This is a genomic window from Sphingomonas sp. P4_G2, assembly GCF_056401155.1.
Genome location: NZ_JBFUJY010000005.1, coordinates 256,312 through 274,310, shown reverse-complemented (window position 1 = coordinate 274,310; position 17,999 = coordinate 256,312). Strand labels below are relative to the sequence as shown.

Here is a 17,999-nt window from a genome sequence, read left to right as displayed (position 1 = left end):
CCGCGTTGCGGGAAACGGCGCGGACCATTGGAGAGGATGATGGCAAGAGCCTGTTCGACGGCGGCGGCGCGCATGGTGCGCCGCCGGCGGCTGCACATGTCCGTCAGGGGTACGATCGCCTTGCTGGCCAGCCTTGGCTGCGGCGCTGGAATGGTTGCACCAATGCTGCACGCGGCCACCGCCAAGCCGCGCGCGGCGTCAACCGTGAGGATCGTTGGCGAACGCAAGCAATGGCATGACGTCCAGCTGACCTTCGCCGGCCCGCAGACCAGCGAAACCGCCAAGCTCAACCCGTTTCTCAACTACCGGCTCAACGTGACTTTCCGCCACGGCGACAAGGTCTATGTCGTGCCCGGTTACTATGCCGCCGACGGCAATGCCGCGGAGACCAGCGCGACCGCAGGCAATCTGTGGCGGGTCGATTTCGTTCCCGACGAGGTCGGCACCTGGACCTACACCGCGTCGTTCCGGACCGGCCCCGAGGTCGCAGTCAGTCTCGACCCGAATGCCGGCACCGCGACCTCGTTCGATGGAACACGCGGCGCGTTCACGGTCGCGCCGAGCGACAAGACCGGCCGCGATGCCCGCGCCAACGGCATGCTGCGCTATGTCGGCAAGCACTTCCTGCAATATGCCGGCAGCAAGCGATATTTGGTCATGGCGGGCACGCAGAGCCCGGAGAATTTCCTGGCTTATTACCAGTTCGACAACACCAGGGATTTCCGCGGGCAGAAGGGCCTGCCCTACCCCGACCAGCTTCATCATTACGACCCGCACGTCAGGGACTGGAAGCCCGGCGACCCCAGCTGGCAGGGCGGCAAGGGCAAGGGGATTATCGGCGCACTCAACTATCTGGCGTCGAAGGGGATGAACAGTTTCTACACGCTGACGATGAACAATTACGGCGACGCCATGGATATCAATCCGTGGATCTCCTACGACGAGCATACCCGCTACGACGTGTCCAAGCTGGGCCAGTGGGAGATCGTCTTCTCGCACATGGATCGCCTGGGCATGCAGGTGATGATGATCACCCAGGAGGAGGAAGGCGAACAGACGCTCGGCAAGATGAGCGTCGAGCGCAAACTCTATTATCGCGAGCTGATCGCGCGGTTCGCGCACCATTCCGGGATCGTCTGGGACCTGGACGAGGAGATGGACCGGTTCCGCTATTTCAAGACCCAGGACATCGAGGACATCGCCAATTACATCAAGGCGATCGACCCCTATAAGCACCCGATCCAGTACGTGCAGTGGAAGGCCGAGCTGATCGACGATCAGCGGACCTATGGCCGTTTGCTGGGCTTTCCCAATTTCGATTCCACCGCACTCCAGCACGATGCCGAGAACACGCATGCGGAGACGATCAAGTGGCTCGACAAGTCGGATGCCGCCGGGCACCCGTGGCTGGTCCACCTGATCGAGATGAACCCCGGCGTCCGCCCCGATACCGAAGACTATGCCCATGACCGGGTGCGCAAGCTGGCGATCTGGGGGCATTATATGGCGGGCGGCACGGGGACGATGTTCTTCTTCACCGACCCGATCGGCGACCTCAATATGGAGGATTACCGCTCGCGCGATCACCTGTTCGACCTGATCCATTACGCACAGGATTTCGTCGTCCGCTATCTGCCGGTCCAGGACATGCGCCATGCCGACGAGCTCACCCCGGCCAAGGACGATTACGTCCTGGCGAAACCCGGCCAGATCTATGCAGTCTATCTGCCCGAGGGCGGGTCGACGGCGCTGGATCTGTCGCAGACACCGGGCAGGTTCGAGGTCAAATGGTACAACCCGCGCGCCGGCGGCGAACTCCAGGACGGCAGCGTCCGCACCGTCGAGGGCGGCGGTAGCCGATCGCTCGGCAAGGCGCCGTCCGACACTTCGAGCGACTGGGCCGTGCTGGTCCGCAAGGTCAACTGACGCCGCCCATTCGGCGACACGATGAAATTGGATCACGCCATGAACAAGACCATGTTTGTACTCGCCGCGCTATTTTATGCGACGGGCGCTTCGGCCCAGGAAAGCGGGCGGGAGAAAGAGGGAGCGGCAATACTCTCGGACGCGAACAGCTCGATGTTGGTCAAGATGACGAGCTCGATGAGCGCGGCGACCAGCAAAGTCGGCGAGCCGGTCACCGGCGAGCTGATCGATCCGCGCGAGTTGCGCGGCGCCAAAGTCGAAGGGGTGGTTGATCGCGCCGACCACGACATATTGAGCTTCTCGTTCGACGCGATCCGGATCGGCGACAAGAGCTACCCGATCCAGTCGCGGCTGGTCTCCGTCACCAGTTCGCGCGGCAATGAGGGCCAGGACGATCTCGGTCAGCGCATCCGGATCGAGGGCGCCGGCATCATCGCTTATGGGGTCTCAACAACGCTCGACGAGGGCGCCGAGGTGCGGATCACCGCCTGGAAGAAATAGCGGGTGGATTCCCCAGCCCAGCCGTTCGGTTGCGGCGGGGATTTGGTTTGATCGCCTCCCCGCGCCGCTTGATCGGAAGGTATGATGGGGTCACGCGGCGGCTAGCGTGATAATGACCGGCCGCCCTAATTTTCCGGGTGGCTGGCGACGTAATCCATCACGGTCGAAAACGGCGCCACCCAAATGGTGTCGGCATGGTCCTTGAGATAAGCGAGGAGTTGCGCGTGCGCCTCGGCGGACACCTTCAAATAGTCGCCGCCGACTCCGTGAAAGCCGACAACCAACAGGTCGCCGGACTTTTTGGCAGTTTCGACCGCCGCGATCATATCGGCGCCCGTGGCCTTTTCGTCGAACCAACGGCACGGCACATCCATCGGATCCAGCACCTTGCCGCCCGGCCAGCCGGCGCTGCGGGTATAGCGCACCAGCCCACTGGTGCGCAGCGCAGGGAGATAGTCCACACCACCGGCCAGATGTTGACCGCACGGCGTGGCAAAGCTGTGCTGCACCTTCCCGTCGATCGCCGTCAGCATGGTGTTCATCGTGCGGATTTCGGCAAGCATCATTGGGACATCGTAAGCTTCACTGGTGTCGAGCTTCCTCGCCGGCGGATAATTGGCCTGCGGACAGGCGTGACGAACGGTGTGGTTGCCGAGCTCGTGGCCTTCGGCCGCCGCTGCCCGCCAGCGCTCGATCTGTTCCGGCACCAAAGCGTTGCCGATCAGGAAAAATGTCCCTTTCAAGCCGGCCGCATCGAGCGCGGGGATCGCGATGTCGAGGTCCGAGGGTAAGGCATCGTCGTAGGTCAGCACCACCGCGGCCCGCCGGCCGCCAGGCCATTCCCTTGCCTGAGCTTGGGACGCCATCAGGGTTAGCCCGATCAGAACCGATCCGACACGCAACAGAGTTGCTACCGTTCGCATCACCACTCCACGATTTTTCCAGTTATGATAGCGCTACCTAGCGGACGGGTGAGACTTCGACAACGTGCCTTGCACATTGGCCGCGGCCCGAAGGTAAGGCTACTCCGGGATTTTGATGTCGATGGTCGAACGACCAATTGGTGCGCAAGCCGCCGACGATCCAGGTCAAAGCAACCGCCGGGCTCCGCACACAAAAAAGACGGGAGAGCGGCCGAGGCCACTCTCCCGCCCAGGGGAGGAAACGGGTCGCGAGGTTACATCTTGATGCGGAAACCGGCGTAGAAACGGCGGCCGATCGGATCAAACATGGTCGACGGGTTGAAGTTGCCGACACTGCCGTAAAGCGGCGGCATCTTCACATCGAAGGCATTCTTCGCGCCGAGGTAGAACTGCCAGTTCTTCTTGACGTCGAAGCGGACCTGAACATCGGTGTAGACCCTCGCGCCGAGCGTGAACAAGCTCTTGGGCGGCAGCGATCCATCGGCCAGCACATAGGTCGTCTGGAAGTTCTCATAATCCAGCATCTGCTTGCCGATATACTGGTTGGTGACCGTCACCCCGAACGTATCGCTCGACCAGTCGAGGGTCAGCACGGCCTTGTCCCGCGGGTTGCCGAACTCGCCCATCGTGTTGTCGTATTTGTCGCCCTGGAGCGGAACGACACCGTTCTTGAGCAGATGGGTCCAGCTGCCCTCGAACGTGGCGGTCCCGCCAAACACCGCCTGACGATAGTTCAGCGTGAAGTCGAGGCCGCGCGTGAACGCGCCGCCGCTGTTGACCAACGTCGTGAAGATCTGCTGGACCGACCCGATGCTGAACGCGCCCGATGGTTGATCGCGCCGGGTGATGAACTGGCAGAAGTCCGAAATACCCTGCACATAGCATTTGTTGAGGATGGTCGTGGTCGACAGGCGGCTGATCGCGCCCTGCAGCTGGATGTCGAAATAGTCAGCCGTGAAGGTCAGGTTGCGAAGCGCATCGATCGACCGCGGATTGATCACCACGCCCGCGGTGAAGGTCTTGCCGGTTTCCTGCTTGATGTTGGGGTTGGCGCCCGACACGCTGCCGACACCGCTCTGGTCCGACGGCGTCAGCGTGAACTTGCCGTTGGCGTTGATGTTCGCGACGACCGACGGCACGGCGAGGCAGTTGGCCGCCGTAGAACCGGTCGAGGTCAGGGTAATGCCCTGACAGGGATCGGTGATCGAGGTGATGCCCGACGACGCGGCCGAGAACAGCTCGCCGATATTCGGCGCGCGGACGGCGTGCGCATAGACCGCGCGGAACCGGATATCCGAGGTCGGCGCCCATTCACCCCCGATGTTCCAGGCCGAGAAGCTGCCGACGGTCGAATAGTCCGACAGGCGATAGGCGCCGCGCAGGGTCAGTGCCTTGAAGAACGGGAGGTCCGCCAGGATCGGCGCGACCACTTCGCCATAGGCTTCCTTGACGTTGAACGAACCCTGCGTGTTCAACAACTGGACGTAACCGTTCTTCGCCTGGTTGCTCAGCGGGTCGAAGATGTCGCGGCTGGACTCGGTGCGATATTCGGCACCGACCGAGATCTGGAGTGGACCATAAGGCAGCTTGAACAGATTGCCGCCTAGGTTGAGCGATGCGACCTGCATTTCCTGCTTGGAGTCGCGGATGAGGTTGGTCTGCAGGTATTTCGCCGCGGCAGCCGAAATCTTCGACGAGCCATCCGGGTTCAGGCCGTAGATATTGACCGGCACGCAACCAGCCGCTCGCGCATTGGCGTCGACGCAGACCGCTTCGGTGAGGTCGCCGTTCTTATTGTAGTCGAAGATGTCCGGCATGACCTGGAGCGCGTTGGCGAGGTTGTAGAGGTTCGCCAGCCCGGTCATTTCCTGGTGCTGCTTGGTATAGCTGTACTGGTAATAGCCATCGAGGCTCCAGCTACCGCCAATGTCCCAGGATCCGCCGGCGGCGATCCGGAAATTGTCGCGCTCGGTCGGTGTCTTGCGTGATCCGAACGCGGTGGTGCGGATCAGCATGCTCAGGTCTTTCGACCCGATCGCATCGTTGGTCGAGCGGTCGGTCGCGGCATTGAAGACGGCGGTCGGCACCAGCGGGTTGTTGACGATCACCGTCGCGCCGGTGGTTGGATTGGTCACCGCATATTGGATCGGATAGAAACCGCCGGTGCCCGTGAACGCACCGAGTGCGCTGTCGGTGCGCATTGGCGACGCTTCGCGCTCGCCATTTGTGCGCACGTTCACATAGGTCGTCTCGAGGAAAACGTTGACCTTGTCGGTCACATCGAAATTGGTGCGCTGAGCGAAGGTCAATCGCTTCGACGGTGGCGCGATCTGGCCGTATTGGGCGGCGTTGAAGCCGTCGGTCGCCGGGACATAGGTGTGGAACGAGCCGTCGGGACTGATGATCTGATTCGACTTACTGCCGATCACGAAGGCGCCGCCCGGGCCGACGCTCGACGGCACATAGGCACGTTTGAAGAGGTCCTGTGCCGCCTTGAGGTTGAGATCCGACTTGCCGGCGACGCGTTCGGTCGTGCCCAGGCTCAGCGCCGAGAGACGGCTGAAGTCGCGATCGGCGGCAAAAACCGCGCTTGCCTGGTTCCAGCCGACATAGGCCATCACATTGCCGCGATCGCCGGCGAAATTGGATCCGAACGTGACGTTGGCGTCGAGCTCGTGATTGTCGCCCTTTTGCGAGATGCCGTCCTGCACGTTGAGCTGGATGCCCTCGAACTTCTTCTTGTAAATGAAGTTCACCACACCGGCGATCGCGTCCGATCCATACACCGCCGAGGCGCCGCCGGTCAGCACGTCGACGCGATCGACGAAGGACGGTGGGATCATCGACACGTCGACCTGCGCCGTGCCGGGCACGCCCGCGACGGTGCGCCGGCCATCGATCAGGACCAGGGTGCGATCGGGGCCGAGATTGCGAAGGTTGATGGTTGCAAGGCCGGGATCGGTATCGTTGCCGGTCGTGTTACGGCTCTTGCCCGGAATGCCGACCGCCGGATTGATCTGCAGGATATCCTGGACGTTGGTCGTGCCCTGCTTCTGCAGATCTTCGCTGGTGATCACCTGAAGCGGCGACGGCGAGGTCAGCGTCGGGCTCTTGATGCGGCTGCCGGTGACGACGATCTCGCCCTGCGGCGCCGTACTATCCTGGGGAACGTCCGCGGTCGGCGCGGGCGCCGGAGTGTCCTGGGCGAATGCCGGGACCGCGATCATCGTCATCAGGCTCGCACCGGCAAGCAATGCGGCATGCGCGGCACGCCGTTCGAATCCTGGTTTCTTCAGATATACCTTCATCGTCCCACTCCCTATTTTCGACTTATTCTTCGCAATCACGTCAGCTTCCCGGATCTGCGCCCGGCGTTATGTCTCGCTCGATCCGGCCGTGCGCACCGCGCCGGCCACTGCCGCATGCCAGCGGGCAAGCAGGCTTTCGCGCTGCGCCGCCGGCATCGCCGGATCGAAAAATTCCTTCTGTTCCTCGTCGCTTGCCGGCAGCTTCATGCCGAGCCCGCCCGCCGCCAGCCGCGCCACGCCGAGGGCGCTCGCTTCGGGAATGGTGGATCGGATGATGCGCCGGCCGGTCAGATCGGCGAGCAATTGCATCAGCAGCGCGTTGCGCGCGGCGCCGCCGTCGATCGACAGTTCGGCGATCGCGGTACCGAGATCCGCGTCGAGCGCCGCCATGACGTCGCCGATCTGGAGCGCGATCGCCTCCAGCGTCGCGCGCGCGATATGCGCCGGCTGCGTCGCCAAGGAGAGACCCGAGATCGTACCACGCGCGTCGCTGCACCAATGCGGCGCGCCAAGGCCAGCCAGCGCGGGCACGAAGACCACACCGCCACTGTCCTCGACGCTCTGCGCCAGCGCGGTCAGCGCCGCCTCGTCGGGCAGGCCAAGCATCGTGGTGGCGAAAGCGGCCGCGTGGCCCGAGACCAGGATGTTGCCCTCGAGCGCATATTGGACGCGATCACCCCGGCTCCACGCGATCGTGCTCGACAGGCCATGCGTCGAGCGCACCCGCTCCCCGGTCGCTGCCATCAGCGAGCTGCCGGTGCCGATCGTCACCTTGACCCGCGGCGATCCGTCGGCGCTGTGCTCGAACAGGGCCGCATGGCTGTCGCCCATCACCGCCAGGATCGGCGTACCGTCGCGCAGCGCAGTCAGCCCCGCGGCGACGGTGCCGAACCGGCTGTCGGACGGCATCACCCTGGGCAACAGGCCGAGGGGCACGTCGAACAAACGGGCGAGGTCGGCATCCCAGTCGAGCGTGTCGATGTTGAAGAGTTGGGTGCGCGAGGCGTTGCTATGGTCGGTCGCGTGCACCGCGCCGCCGGTCAGGTTCCACAACAGCCAGCTGTCGACCGTGCCGCAACGCAGGTCGCCGCGCTCGGCCCGCACGCGCGCATCGGGGATCGTGTCGAGCAGCCAGGCGATCTTGGCGGCGGGGAACAGGGGATCGATCCCCAGCCCGCTGCGCGCGACGATCTCCGCCTCATGCCCCGCCGCGCGCAACGCAGCGCAGCGATCGGCCGAGCGGCGGCATTGCCAGATCACCGCGGGACCGACGGGACGGCCAGTCTCGGCGTCCCACAGCACGGTCGTTTCGCGCTGGTTGGAGATCGCGACGGCAGCAATCGCAGCCGGATCGACCGCGGCCGCCAGCTCGGCGATCAACGCGGCAACACCTTCCCAGATGTCCGATGCCGATTGCTCGGCCCAGCCTGACTGCGGATAATCGACGCGCATCGCCCGCGACCGCGACAGGCGCACCGAACCGTCGGGCGCGACGAGCAGCGCCTTGGTGTTGGTCGTGCCCTGGTCGATCGCGAGGATGAGCCGATCGTCCATCAGCTTTTCCCGGCGACCAGCTCTTGCGCGGCGGCGACGATACCGGCGGCATTGAGACCGGCATGGTCCATCAGCCAGCTCGCCGATCCGGTCGGCGCGAAGCCCTGAAAGCCGAGCATCCGCATCGGCACCGGCCGATGCTGCGCACAATATTCGGCGACTGCACCGCCCAAACCACCGCGCGCGAGGCCCTCTTCCGCGGTGACGATCGCACCGGTTGCGGCCGCGGCGGCGATCGCGCCGGTGTCGAGCGGCGAGACGGTCGCCATGTTGATCACGCGCGCGGCGATCCCCTGCGCTGCGAGCGCGGTCGCGGCGTCGAGCGCTCGATAGACCAGGGTGCCGTTGACGATGATAGCGACGTCGCTACCCTCGCGCAGCGTCTCGGCCTTGCCGATCGTGAAGCTCGCGCCGGTCGGCCGCTCAATTGCCGGGACCGGCATGCGGCTGATGCGAATGAAGACGGGGCCGTCATGCGCCGCCGCGGCCTTGACCGCTTCCGCCGTTTCCCACGGATCGGACGGCACGATCACGGTCAGTTTGTCGATCGCGCGCAGCCAGGCAATATCCTCGATGCTGTGATGCGTCGCGCCGAGCTCGCCATAAGCGACGCCGCTCGAAATGCCGCAGAGCTTCACGTTCGCCTGACTATAGGCGCAGTCGACCTTGATCTGCTCCATCGCGCGCGCGGTCAGGAAGCAGGCCGCGCCACTGACGAACGGCACCTTGCCGCCATTCGCCAGGCCGGCGCCGACCCCGACCATGTTCTGCTCGGCGATGCCGACATTGACCAGCCGATCGGGGAAGCGGTCGCGGAACTTGCCGAGCTTGGACGAACCGACCGAATCGTTGCAGACCGCGACGATGCGATCGTCGGCGACGGCGAGCTCCTCGAGCGCGCCGACAAAGGCATCGCGGCAGTCGAACATGCCGGGAAGATTGGCCGGGGCGTTCACTCGCTCTTCTCCGCTTCGAGCTCGGCGATCGCCTGGGCAAGCTGGTCCGCATTGGGGACGCCATGGTGCCAGCCGGCCTGGTCGCGCATGTAGCTGACGCCGTTGCCCTTGAACGTATTGGCGATCAGCACGCGCGGCTTGTCGCGCGGCTGCGCGGCGTCGTCGAACGCCTTGAGCAGGGCGATCACGTCATGCCCATCGATCTCTACCACGTCCCAGCCGAAGGCGCGCCATTTGTCGGCAAGCGGCTCGAGCGCGTTGGTCTCTTCGGTCCGCGCACCCTGTTGCAGGCGGTTGCGGTCAACGATCACGGTGAGGTTGCCGAGCTTGCGGTGGCCCGCGAACATCGCCGCTTCCCACATGCTGCCTTCCTGCAGTTCGCCGTCGCCGGTCAACACGAACACGCGATAGCCGGCGCCATCGATCTGCCCCGCCACCGCCACGCCGACGCCGACCGGAAAACCGTGGCCGAGCGGCCCGGTATTGGTTTCGACGCCCGGCAGATAGACGCGATTGGGATGGCCGTTGAGCCGCGATTCGGGCTTGAGATAGGTATCGAGCTCGGCCTCGGGAAAGAACCCCGCGCCTGCCAGCGCTGTATAGAGCGCACCGGTGCAATGCCCCTTGGACAGGATGAACCGGTCGCGGTCGGGCGCGGCGGGATTGGTGCTGTCGATGCGCAGAATATCGAAATAGAGGCACGCGACGATGTCGCTCGCCGAGAGGTCGCCGCCGGGATGGCCCTGGCCGGCATCGACGATCATCTTGAGCAGCCGCTGACGCATCCAATTGGCACGCGCACGGACGTGCGCGGCGCGCTCTTCCAGCGTATGAGCGTTCGCATCGGAAGACCGAAGCGCCTGATGGTCCATTGATTAACCTCTCCTGCGAAGGGCTATAAGTGTGATTATATCCGAACACAAGCCATTTGCTTACGTTTGCTTTCGTTTTGACCGCCAAAAGGCGAAAAGATTGACAAAAAGCAAAAACTCAACCTATCGAACTCGAAACTGGAAACGGACAGCCAGAAGACGATGGAGAGCTATGCCGATAAGGCAGCGTCGGGTGTCGAGCCCGATGACCGCAAGGGAGACCGGCCGATGAGCGGGGGCTCGCGGTCGCGATTGCTCGGCGAGGCGCGGCGCGCCCGGATCCTCGACTGGCTGCAGGAGGAAGGCAGCGCGCGGGTACGCACGCTGGCCGAAGCGTTCGAAGTGTCCGAGGTGACGATGCGCCAGGATCTCGAGAAGCTCGAGGCCGACGGCCATATCGTGCGCGAACATGGCGGCGCCTTTCTCAAGTCGGTGACGCAGCAGGTGCGCTCGATGGCGCTCCAGCATCTCGAGAACATGGATGCCAAGCGCCGGATCGGCCGCGCTGCAGCCGCTCTCGCGAGCGACGGCGAGACGGTGATCCTCGATTCGGGATCGACCACGACGGAGGTCGCCGCGCAATTGATCGGCAAGCGCGACATGACCGTGATCACCAACGCGCTCAACATCGCGCTGATGCTGGGCGCCGAGCCGGGGTTCGAGGTCCATATGACCGGGGGGCATTTCAAGGCCCCTACCCTGTCGCTGTCGGGCGAACGGTCGGCCGACTATTTCCGCGGACTGTTCGTGCAGAAACTGTTCCTGGCCACCGCCGCGATCGATCTCGAGGCGGGGCTGACCTATCCGGCGATGTCCGACATCGCGGTGAAGCGCGCGATGATCGGCGCGGCGCAGACCGTCATCCTGGTCGCCGATTCGAGCAAGATCGGGCAGCGCTCGTTCACGTCTTTGGGTGGGCTGGAGCTGGTCCGCACGCTCGTGACCGACGACGCGATCCGCGACGAGGACCGCGCGGCAATCGAAGGCATTGGCGTAGAGGTGATCGTGGCCTGAACTTTCGGGTACGCTATTTTCGTAAGTTTTCGAAACAATTGGGTGAGGATCGAACGTGAGCAAGCAACGGTACGGCGCCGGCATCTGGCATTTCGCGACCTATGTCGACCGCTACGCGACCGACGGCTACGGTCCACCCCGCACGCTGATCGAGATGATCGATCTCGCCGGCCAGGTCGACGACCTGTCGGTGGTCGACATCAACTACCCCTTTCCCGGCGGCGAAACCTCGTTCGACAAGGTCGAGGAAGCGCTCAAACGCAACAATCTCTCGGTGATCGGCATCACTCCGGAAATCTACACGCGCCAGTTCGCCAAGGGCGCCTTCACCAACCCCGATCCGGGCGTGCGCAAGCTGGCCAACGAGATGGTCAACGACGCCGCCAATGTCGTCCGCCGCTTCGGCGCCGATTACGTCAAGCTCTGGCCCGGCCAGGACGGCTGGGACTATCCGTTCCAGGTCGACCACAGGCAGCTGTGGCGGCACAGCATTGAGGGCATCGGCGAGCTCGCTTCGCAGAATCCCGACCTCAAGTTCGTGATCGAATACAAGCCGCGCGAGCCCCGCGTTCACATGAGCTATGACAGCGTCGCCCGCACCTTGCTCGGAATCGAGAAGATGGGCGTGCCCAATGTCGGCATCCTGCTCGATTTCGGCCATTCGCTTTACGGCGGCGAAAGCCCCGCCGACGCAGCGCAACTCGCGATTGATCACGGCCGGCTGTTCGGCATGGACGTCAACGACAATTTCCGCAGCTGGGACGACGATCTTATCGCCGGATCGGTCCATCCAATCGAGCTGTTCGAATTTTTCTACACGCTGCGCAAGAACAAGTGGGAAGGCGTGTGGCAGCTCGACCAATTCCCGTTCCGCGAGGATTGCGTCGCCGTCGCCAATACCGCGATCGACTTCCTCAAGATCGTCGAGCGCGCGCTCGACAAACTGGATTTCGCGGCGATGCAGAAGGCGCAGGACGAGCATGACGCGGTGACCGCGCTCAAACTTGCGCGCGAGGCGTTGTTCACCTCTTATTGAGGGGTGACGAGGCCGCATATCGCCGTTAGGGAAATAATATGATTATTTCTTCGGCCAGCGATTTCCGGGAAGCGGCGCGGCGACGCTTGCCGCGCTTCCTGTTCGATTATGCCGATGGCGGCGCCTATGCCGAGGTGACGCTGCGCCGCAATGTCGAGGATCTCGCTGGGATCGCTTTGCGCCAGCGCGTGCTCAAGGACGTCGCGACGATCGACCTGAGTACCAGCCTGTTCGGCCGGCAGGTCGGCCTGCCGGTCGCCTTGGGACCGGTCGGGATCAGTGGGATGTATGCGCGGCGCGGCGAGATTCAGGCAGCGCGCGCAGCAAAAACGGCGGGCATCCCGGCTTGCCTGTCGACCGTATCGATCTGCTCGATCGAGGAGGTAGCGCGGGTCGCCGATCCGTTCTGGTTCCAGCTCTATGTGATCCGCGACCGCGCCTTCATGAAAGACCTGATCGCGCGGGCAAAGGCTGCCGGCGCAAGCGCGATGGTCTTCACCGTCGACATGCCGGTGCCGGGGGCGCGCTATCGCGACGCGCATTCGGGGATGTCGGGACCCAACGCGCCGCTGCGCCGCATGCTGCAAGCGATGGGCAAGCCGGCCTGGTCCTGGGACGTCGGTTTGCGGGGGCGGCCGCACACGCTGGGCAATCTGCTGCCCGTGCTGGGCAAGGATAGCGGGCTCAACGATTATATGGGCTGGCTCGGCGCCAATTTCGATCCGTCGATCCAATGGCGCGACCTCGACTGGATCCGCGCCGAATGGGACGGTCCGCTGATCATCAAGGGCATCCTCGACCCCGAGGACGCACGCGAGGCGGCGGCGATCGGCGCCAACGGCATCGTCGTCTCCAATCATGGCGGCCGCCAGCTCGACGGCGTGCTGTCGAGCGCGCGCGCTTTGCCCGCAATCGCCGACGCAGTCGGTGACTCGCTGACCGTGCTGGCCGATGGCGGCGTGCGCAACGGGCTCGACGTCGTGCGGATGCTCGCGCTCGGTGCCAAAGGCGTGCTGCTCGGGCGGGCCTGGGTCTATGCGCTAGCGGCGCAAGGCGAGGCCGGCGTCGCCAAATTGCTGGAATTGATCGCCAAGGAAATGACGGTCGCGATGACCTTGACCGGGGTCAACCGGATCGACGCGATCGACCGGTCGATCCTGGCCGAGCCCATCAAATAACGAGGAAACAGATGAAGCTTCTCGAGGGAAAGACGGTGCTGGTCACTGGTGGATCGACCGGCATCGGCCGCGCCGCGGCGATCGGTGCTGCGCAGCATGGCGCGAACGTCGCGATCAACTATGCGTCGAGCGACGACAAGGCGCAGTCCTGCATCGCCGAGATCGAAGCACTCGGGCAGCGCGGCATTGCGATCAAGGGCGACGTCGCGCTGCCCGAGACCGCGACCGATTTCGTCGCCCGCGCGGTCGCCGAGTTCGGCCGGGTCGACGTGATGGTGTCGAACGCCGGCATCTGCCCGTTCCACGCCTTTCTCGATATGCCGGTCGAGACGGTCGAGCGCACCTTCCGCGTCAATCTGCATGGCGCCTATTTCATGGTCCAGGCGGCCGCCAACCAGATGGTGAAACAAGGCGATGGCGGCGCGATCGTCGCGGTGTCGTCGATCTCGGCGTTGGTCGGCGGCGAATTCCAGACGCATTACACCCCGACCAAGGCCGGCGTGCATTCGTTGATGCAATCCGCCGCGATCGCGCTCGGCAAGCATGGCATCCGCTGCAATTCGGTGCTGCCGGGCACGATCCTGACCGAGATCAACAAGGACGACCTCGCCGACGCGGAAAAGCGCAAATACATGGAAGCGCGCACGCCGCTCGGCCGGCTCGGCATGCCCGAGGATCTGGCCGGGCCGATCGTGTTCCTGGCGTCCGACATGGCCGCCTATGTCACCGGGGCCGCGCTGCTGGTCGATGGCGGCATGTACGTGAACCTGCAATAACACTGCCGTGACCATCTGCATGCCCGCCCCCGACGAAGCGGTGCTCGCGCGCCGGGGGGAGATCGTCGCCGCGATGCGGGCGATCGTGGCGGGCGAAGGGGTGATCGACAAGGCAGACGAACTGCGTCCCTACGAATCCGACGCGCTGACCGCCTATCGCCAGCCGCCGATGGTCGTGGTGTTGCCCGAGACGACCGAGCAGGTCGCCGCGATCCTGCGCTGGTGTCACGCCAATCGCGTCAAGGTCGTGCCGCGCGGCGCGGGCACCTCGCTGTCGGGCGGCGCGCTGCCGCTGGCCGACGGCGTGCTGCTCGGCATGGCCCGGTTCAACCGTATCCTCGACATCGACTATGCCGACCGTTTGGTAGTGGTGCAGCCGGGTGTGACCAACCTGGCGATCACCCGCGCGGTCGAGGACGAGGGTTTTTACTACGCGCCCGATCCGTCGAGCCAGATCGCCTGCACGATCGGCGGCAATGTCGCGGAGAATTCGGGCGGCGTGCATTGCCTGAAATACGGCCTGACCACCAACAACGTGCTCGGCGTCGAATTCGTCACGATCGAAGGCGAAGTATTGCGGATCGGCGGACGCGGGCTGGAGCCGGCGGGGCTCGATCTGCTCGGGGTGATCGTCGGGTCGGAAGGGCTGCTCGGCGTGGTGACGGAAGTGACGGTCCGCATCCTGCCCCGGCCCGAAACGGCGCGCGCGTTGCTGATCGGATTTCCCGAGGTCGAGGGCGCCGGACGCTGCGTCGCCGATGTGATCGCAGCGGGGATCATCCCGGCCGGGATGGAAATGATGGACAAGCCCGCGGTCCATGCCGCCGAGGCGTTCGTCCAGGTCGGCTATCCGCTCGACGTCGAAGCGCTGCTGATCGTCGAGCTCGATGGCCCCGCCGCCGAATGCAGCCATTTGCTCGAGGAAGTCGAGGCGATCGCGCGCGCCAATGGCGCGGTATCGATCCGCATCTCGACCGACGATGACGAGCGCGTCGCCTTCTGGGCGGGACGCAAGGCCGCTTTCCCCGCCGCGGGCCGGTTGGCGCCCGATTATCTCTGCATGGACGGGACGATCCCGCGCCGCCGATTACCCGACGTGCTGACGCGGATGAGCACGCTGTCCGAGCAATATGGCCTGGGCGTGATCAACGTGTTCCATGCCGGCGACGGCAATCTGCACCCGCTGATCCTCTACGACGCCAACAAGCCCGGCGAGCTCGAACAGGCCGAGGCATTCGGCGCCGACATCCTGCGATTGTGCGTCGAAGTCGGCGGCGTGCTGACCGGCGAACATGGCGTCGGGGTCGAGAAGCGCGACCTGATGCCGGTGATGTTCACCGAAACCGACCTTGCGCATCAACAGCGGATCAAATGCGCGTTCGACCCCGACTTGCTGCTCAATCCCGGCAAGATGTTCCCCGTGCTGCACCGCTGCGCCGAACTCGGCAGCATGCACGTCCATCGCGGCGCGCTGCCGTTCCCCGATTTGCCGCGCTTCTGACCATGGCAGACGCGATCCGTCCTGACAGCGCCGATGCGCTTGCGACGATCGTCGCCGAGGCGGCGCGCGACGGGACGCGGCTGCGGCTGCGCGGTGGCGGCAGCAAGGATGCGATCGGCGCACCGACTCCCGACGTCCGGATCGTCGACATGCGCGGCTTTTCGGGCGTGGTCGATTATGACCCGCCGGAACTGGTGCTGACGGTGAAGGCGGGAACGCCGCTTGCCGAGGTTCAAGCCCTGGTCGCCGACAAGGGGCAGATGCTGGCGTTCGATCCGTTCGATCACGGCGCGATATTCGGCCGCGCGGTTGGCGAGGCGACGATCGGCGGGATCGTCGCGGCCGGTGTAGCCGGTCCGACCCGCGTCAGCCGCGGCGCAGCGCGCGATCACTTACTCGGCTTCGTCGGCGTGTCGGGACGCGGCGAGCGCTTCGTCGCGGGCGCGAAGGTCGTCAAGAACGTCACCGGTTACGATCTGCCCAAGCTGATCACCGGAAGCTGGGGCCGGCTTGCGGCGATCACCGAACTGACTCTCAAGGTTCTGCCCGCGCCGCGCCTGCGGTTGACGCTCGGGGTTGCCGGGCTGGATCCCGCCGCCGCGATCTCGGCGATGGCGCGAGCGATGGGATCGGCGGCCGAGGTATCCGCTGCGGCGCATCTGCAGGACTGGAACGGCGCCCCGCTCACCGCGATCCGCCTCGACGGTTTCCCAAGCTCGGTCGAGGCGCGCGCGGCGATCCTCACACGGCTGGTCGACGGCATCGCGCCGCTCGCCGACGAAGAGGCCGCGCGCCTCTGGCCCGCGATCGCCACCGCGGCACCATTGCCGGCGAGCGTGCCACTGTGGCGGATCATCGCCCCCGCAGCGCAGATGCCGAACGTGATCACCGCGACCAACGGCGCCTGGCTGCTCGACTGGGCCGGTGGCCTGCTGTGGCTGGCGAGCGCAGACGATCCCCAGGCGATCCGCGCCGCCGCGACGCAGGCGGGTGGACACGCCATGCTCGCGCGCGCGGATGCCGAAATGCGGGCTGTCGTGCCGGCGCTCCATCCGCAACCCAAGGCGCTCGCCGCGCTGGAGGAGCGCGTGCGCCGCGCCTTCGATCCGGCCGGCGTGTTCGAAACTGGGCGCTTCTAGGTGCAGACGCAATTCTCCCCCAAGCAATTGGCCGATCCGGCAATGGCATCGTCCGAAGGGGTGATCCGCAAATGCGTTCATTGCGGCTTCTGCACCGCGACCTGCCCGACCTATGTCCTGCTGGGCGACGAGCTCGATAGCCCGCGCGGGCGGATCTACATGATCAAGGACATGCTCGAGAACGAACGCGCGCCGAGCGCCGAAGTCGTCAAGCATGTCGACCGCTGCCTGTCCTGCCTGTCATGCATGACGACCTGCCCGTCGGGCGTGAACTATATGCACCTGGTCGACCATGCCCGGGCCTATATCAACGAGAGCTACAAGCGCCCGTGGCACGAGCGAATGCTGCGCAGCATTTTAGCTTGGATACTCCCCTATCCTGCCCGATTCCGGACTGCCTTGCGGCTGGCGCAGGTCGGTCGACCGCTGGCGCCGCTGTTCGCCAAGGTTGGCGCACTGCGCCCCCTCGCGGCAATGCTCGCGCTGGCACCACGGCGAATTCCAGCCGCGCCGGAGAAACGCGTTCCGGCTGCCACGACGCGCCCGCGCATCGCGCTGCTGCAGGGATGCGCCGAGCCGGTGCTGCGCCCCGAATTCCGCGCCGCGGCAATCCGCCTGCTCGATCGCGCGGGCTACGATGTCGTGCTGACTCCCGGCGAGCAATGCTGCGGTGCGTTGGTGCACCATATGGGCCGCGAGGCGGATAGCCTCGCGGCCGCCCGCCGCAATGTCGATGCCTGGACTCGCGAGATCGAAACGGGCGGACTTGCGGCGATCGTCGTCACTGCATCGGGATGCGGCACGACGATCAAGGACTATGGGTTCATGCTCCGGAACGATCCCGACTATGCCGACAAGGCGGCCCGGGTTTCCGAACTCGCGCGCGACATCAGCGAAGTGCTGATCGACGCCGATTTGCCCCTGGGCGACGGTCGCGGCCTGACGGTCGCCTATCACGCCGCTTGTTCGCTGCAGCATGGGCAGAAAGTGACCGACGCACCGAAGCGATTGCTGGCCGGCGCGGGCTATGTCGTGCGCACGCCGATCGAGGCGCATCTCTGCTGCGGGTCGGCGGGCACCTACAACATCCTCCAGCCCGAAATCGCCGGCAAGCTCGGCGACCGCAAGGCGGCCAATCTCGCCCGGCTCGACGCCGACGTCATCGCCACCGGCAATATCGGCTGTGCGATGCAGCTCGCACCGCGCCTCGGCATTCCGGTCGTCCACACCATCGAGCTGCTCGACTGGGCCACCGGCGGCCCCGTTCCGCCGCAACTTGCTGCCCGCGAGACCCCTAAGAGCGGTTGACTTTAAT

The 17,999-nt window shown here is 65.0% G+C and carries 14 protein-coding genes; 9 read left to right on the top strand and 5 right to left on the bottom strand.

Annotated features, from left to right (window positions below; genetic code table 11):
• The first annotated feature begins 39 nt into the window (after nt 1-39).
• Together AC1DRD_RS15830 and AC1DRD_RS15825 are read left to right on the top strand one after the other, a co-directional pair.
• Nucleotides 40-1,926 carry a DUF5060 domain-containing protein gene (locus AC1DRD_RS15830; RefSeq protein WP_478028808.1) on the top strand — a complete coding sequence of 629 codons (1,887 nt, stop codon included), beginning with the start codon at nt 40-42 and terminating at the stop codon, nt 1,924-1,926.
• 39 nt (nt 1,927-1,965) lie between these two features.
• Nucleotides 1,966-2,427, top strand: coding sequence for a hypothetical protein (locus AC1DRD_RS15825; RefSeq protein WP_478028807.1), 462 nt, complete (start codon nt 1,966-1,968; stop codon nt 2,425-2,427).
• A 125-nt stretch (nt 2,428-2,552) separates the two neighbouring features.
• Here AC1DRD_RS15825 and AC1DRD_RS15820 read toward each other — a convergent pair whose 3' ends face one another.
• The 5 genes from AC1DRD_RS15820 to AC1DRD_RS15800 all read right to left on the bottom strand — a co-directional run bounded on the left by AC1DRD_RS15820 (nt 2,553) and on the right by AC1DRD_RS15800 (nt 10,040).
• Nucleotides 2,553-3,350, bottom strand: a complete 798-nt coding sequence (locus AC1DRD_RS15820) for a polysaccharide deacetylase family protein (RefSeq protein WP_478028806.1) — start codon at nt 3,348-3,350, stop codon at nt 2,553-2,555.
• 254 nt (nt 3,351-3,604) lie between these two features.
• Nucleotides 3,605-6,658 (bottom strand): TonB-dependent receptor plug domain-containing protein, encoded by a 3,054-nt coding sequence (locus AC1DRD_RS15815; RefSeq protein WP_478042095.1) that lies wholly within the window; start codon nt 6,656-6,658, stop codon nt 3,605-3,607.
• Between the two features lie 66 nt (nt 6,659-6,724).
• Nucleotides 6,725-8,212 (bottom strand): FGGY family carbohydrate kinase, encoded by a 1,488-nt coding sequence (locus tag AC1DRD_RS15810; protein ID WP_478028804.1) that lies wholly within the window; start codon nt 8,210-8,212, stop codon nt 6,725-6,727.
• Nucleotides 8,212-9,168, bottom strand: a complete 957-nt coding sequence (locus tag AC1DRD_RS15805; protein ID WP_478042094.1) for a transketolase family protein — start codon at nt 9,166-9,168, stop codon at nt 8,212-8,214. The genes AC1DRD_RS15810 and AC1DRD_RS15805 overlap by 1 nt, the downstream gene beginning before the upstream one ends.
• Complete coding sequence (locus tag AC1DRD_RS15800) at nt 9,165-10,040, bottom strand: transketolase (RefSeq protein ID WP_478042093.1); 876 nt, start codon at nt 10,038-10,040, stop codon at nt 9,165-9,167. Before AC1DRD_RS15800 ends, AC1DRD_RS15805 begins: the two co-directional genes overlap by 4 nt.
• Before the next feature lie 228 nt (nt 10,041-10,268).
• Here AC1DRD_RS15800 and AC1DRD_RS15795 point away from each other — a divergent pair, with 228 nt between their 5' ends.
• The 7 genes from AC1DRD_RS15795 to glcF are packed head-to-tail and all read left to right on the top strand — an operon-like array spanning nt 10,269 to nt 17,992.
• Nucleotides 10,269-11,054: a DeoR/GlpR family DNA-binding transcription regulator gene (locus AC1DRD_RS15795; RefSeq protein WP_478042092.1), complete on the top strand. Its 786-nt coding sequence runs from the start codon at nt 10,269-10,271 to the stop codon at nt 11,052-11,054.
• A 55-nt stretch (nt 11,055-11,109) separates the two neighbouring features.
• Nucleotides 11,110-12,090, top strand: a complete 981-nt coding sequence (locus AC1DRD_RS15790; protein WP_478042091.1) for a sugar phosphate isomerase/epimerase family protein — start codon at nt 11,110-11,112, stop codon at nt 12,088-12,090.
• Between the two features lie 38 nt (nt 12,091-12,128).
• Nucleotides 12,129-13,268 (top strand): FMN-dependent L-lactate dehydrogenase LldD, encoded by a 1,140-nt coding sequence (gene lldD, locus AC1DRD_RS15785; RefSeq protein WP_478042090.1) that lies wholly within the window; start codon nt 12,129-12,131, stop codon nt 13,266-13,268.
• 11 nt (nt 13,269-13,279) lie between these two features.
• On the top strand, nt 13,280-14,044 hold the full coding sequence (locus AC1DRD_RS15780) for an SDR family NAD(P)-dependent oxidoreductase (protein WP_478042089.1): 765 nt from the start codon (nt 13,280-13,282) through the stop codon (nt 14,042-14,044).
• 19 nt (nt 14,045-14,063) lie between these two features.
• On the top strand, nt 14,064-15,545 hold the full coding sequence (locus AC1DRD_RS15775; RefSeq protein ID WP_478042088.1) for an FAD-linked oxidase C-terminal domain-containing protein: 1,482 nt from the start codon (nt 14,064-14,066) through the stop codon (nt 15,543-15,545).
• 2 nt (nt 15,546-15,547) lie between these two features.
• Nucleotides 15,548-16,684 (top strand): glycolate oxidase subunit GlcE, encoded by a 1,137-nt coding sequence (glcE, locus tag AC1DRD_RS15770; RefSeq protein ID WP_478042087.1) that lies wholly within the window; start codon nt 15,548-15,550, stop codon nt 16,682-16,684.
• Nucleotides 16,685-17,992, top strand: coding sequence for a glycolate oxidase subunit GlcF (gene glcF, locus AC1DRD_RS15765; RefSeq protein WP_478042086.1), 1,308 nt, complete (start codon nt 16,685-16,687; stop codon nt 17,990-17,992).
• Nucleotides 17,993-17,999: the final 7 nt, after the last annotated feature.

Coding starts and splice junctions, on each gene's coding strand:
- lldD (WP_478042090.1), top strand. CDS start 12,129: ATGATTATTTCTTCGGCCAGCGATTTCCGGGAAGCGGCGCGGCGACGC.
- AC1DRD_RS15820 (WP_478028806.1), bottom strand. CDS start 3,350: ATGCGAACGGTAGCAACTCTGTTGCGTGTCGGATCGGTTCTGATCGGG.
- AC1DRD_RS15825 (WP_478028807.1), top strand. CDS start 1,966: ATGAACAAGACCATGTTTGTACTCGCCGCGCTATTTTATGCGACGGGC.
- AC1DRD_RS15780 (WP_478042089.1), top strand. CDS start 13,280: ATGAAGCTTCTCGAGGGAAAGACGGTGCTGGTCACTGGTGGATCGACC.
- AC1DRD_RS15815 (WP_478042095.1), bottom strand. CDS start 6,658: ATGAAGGTATATCTGAAGAAACCAGGATTCGAACGGCGTGCCGCGCAT.
- AC1DRD_RS15795 (WP_478042092.1), top strand. CDS start 10,269: ATGAGCGGGGGCTCGCGGTCGCGATTGCTCGGCGAGGCGCGGCGCGCC.
- AC1DRD_RS15800 (WP_478042093.1), bottom strand. CDS start 10,040: ATGGACCATCAGGCGCTTCGGTCTTCCGATGCGAACGCTCATACGCTG.
- AC1DRD_RS15830 (WP_478028808.1), top strand. CDS start 40: ATGGCAAGAGCCTGTTCGACGGCGGCGGCGCGCATGGTGCGCCGCCGG.
- AC1DRD_RS15810 (WP_478028804.1), bottom strand. CDS start 8,212: ATGGACGATCGGCTCATCCTCGCGATCGACCAGGGCACGACCAACACC.
- AC1DRD_RS15775 (WP_478042088.1), top strand. CDS start 14,064: ATGCCCGCCCCCGACGAAGCGGTGCTCGCGCGCCGGGGGGAGATCGTC.
- glcE (WP_478042087.1), top strand. CDS start 15,548: ATGGCAGACGCGATCCGTCCTGACAGCGCCGATGCGCTTGCGACGATC.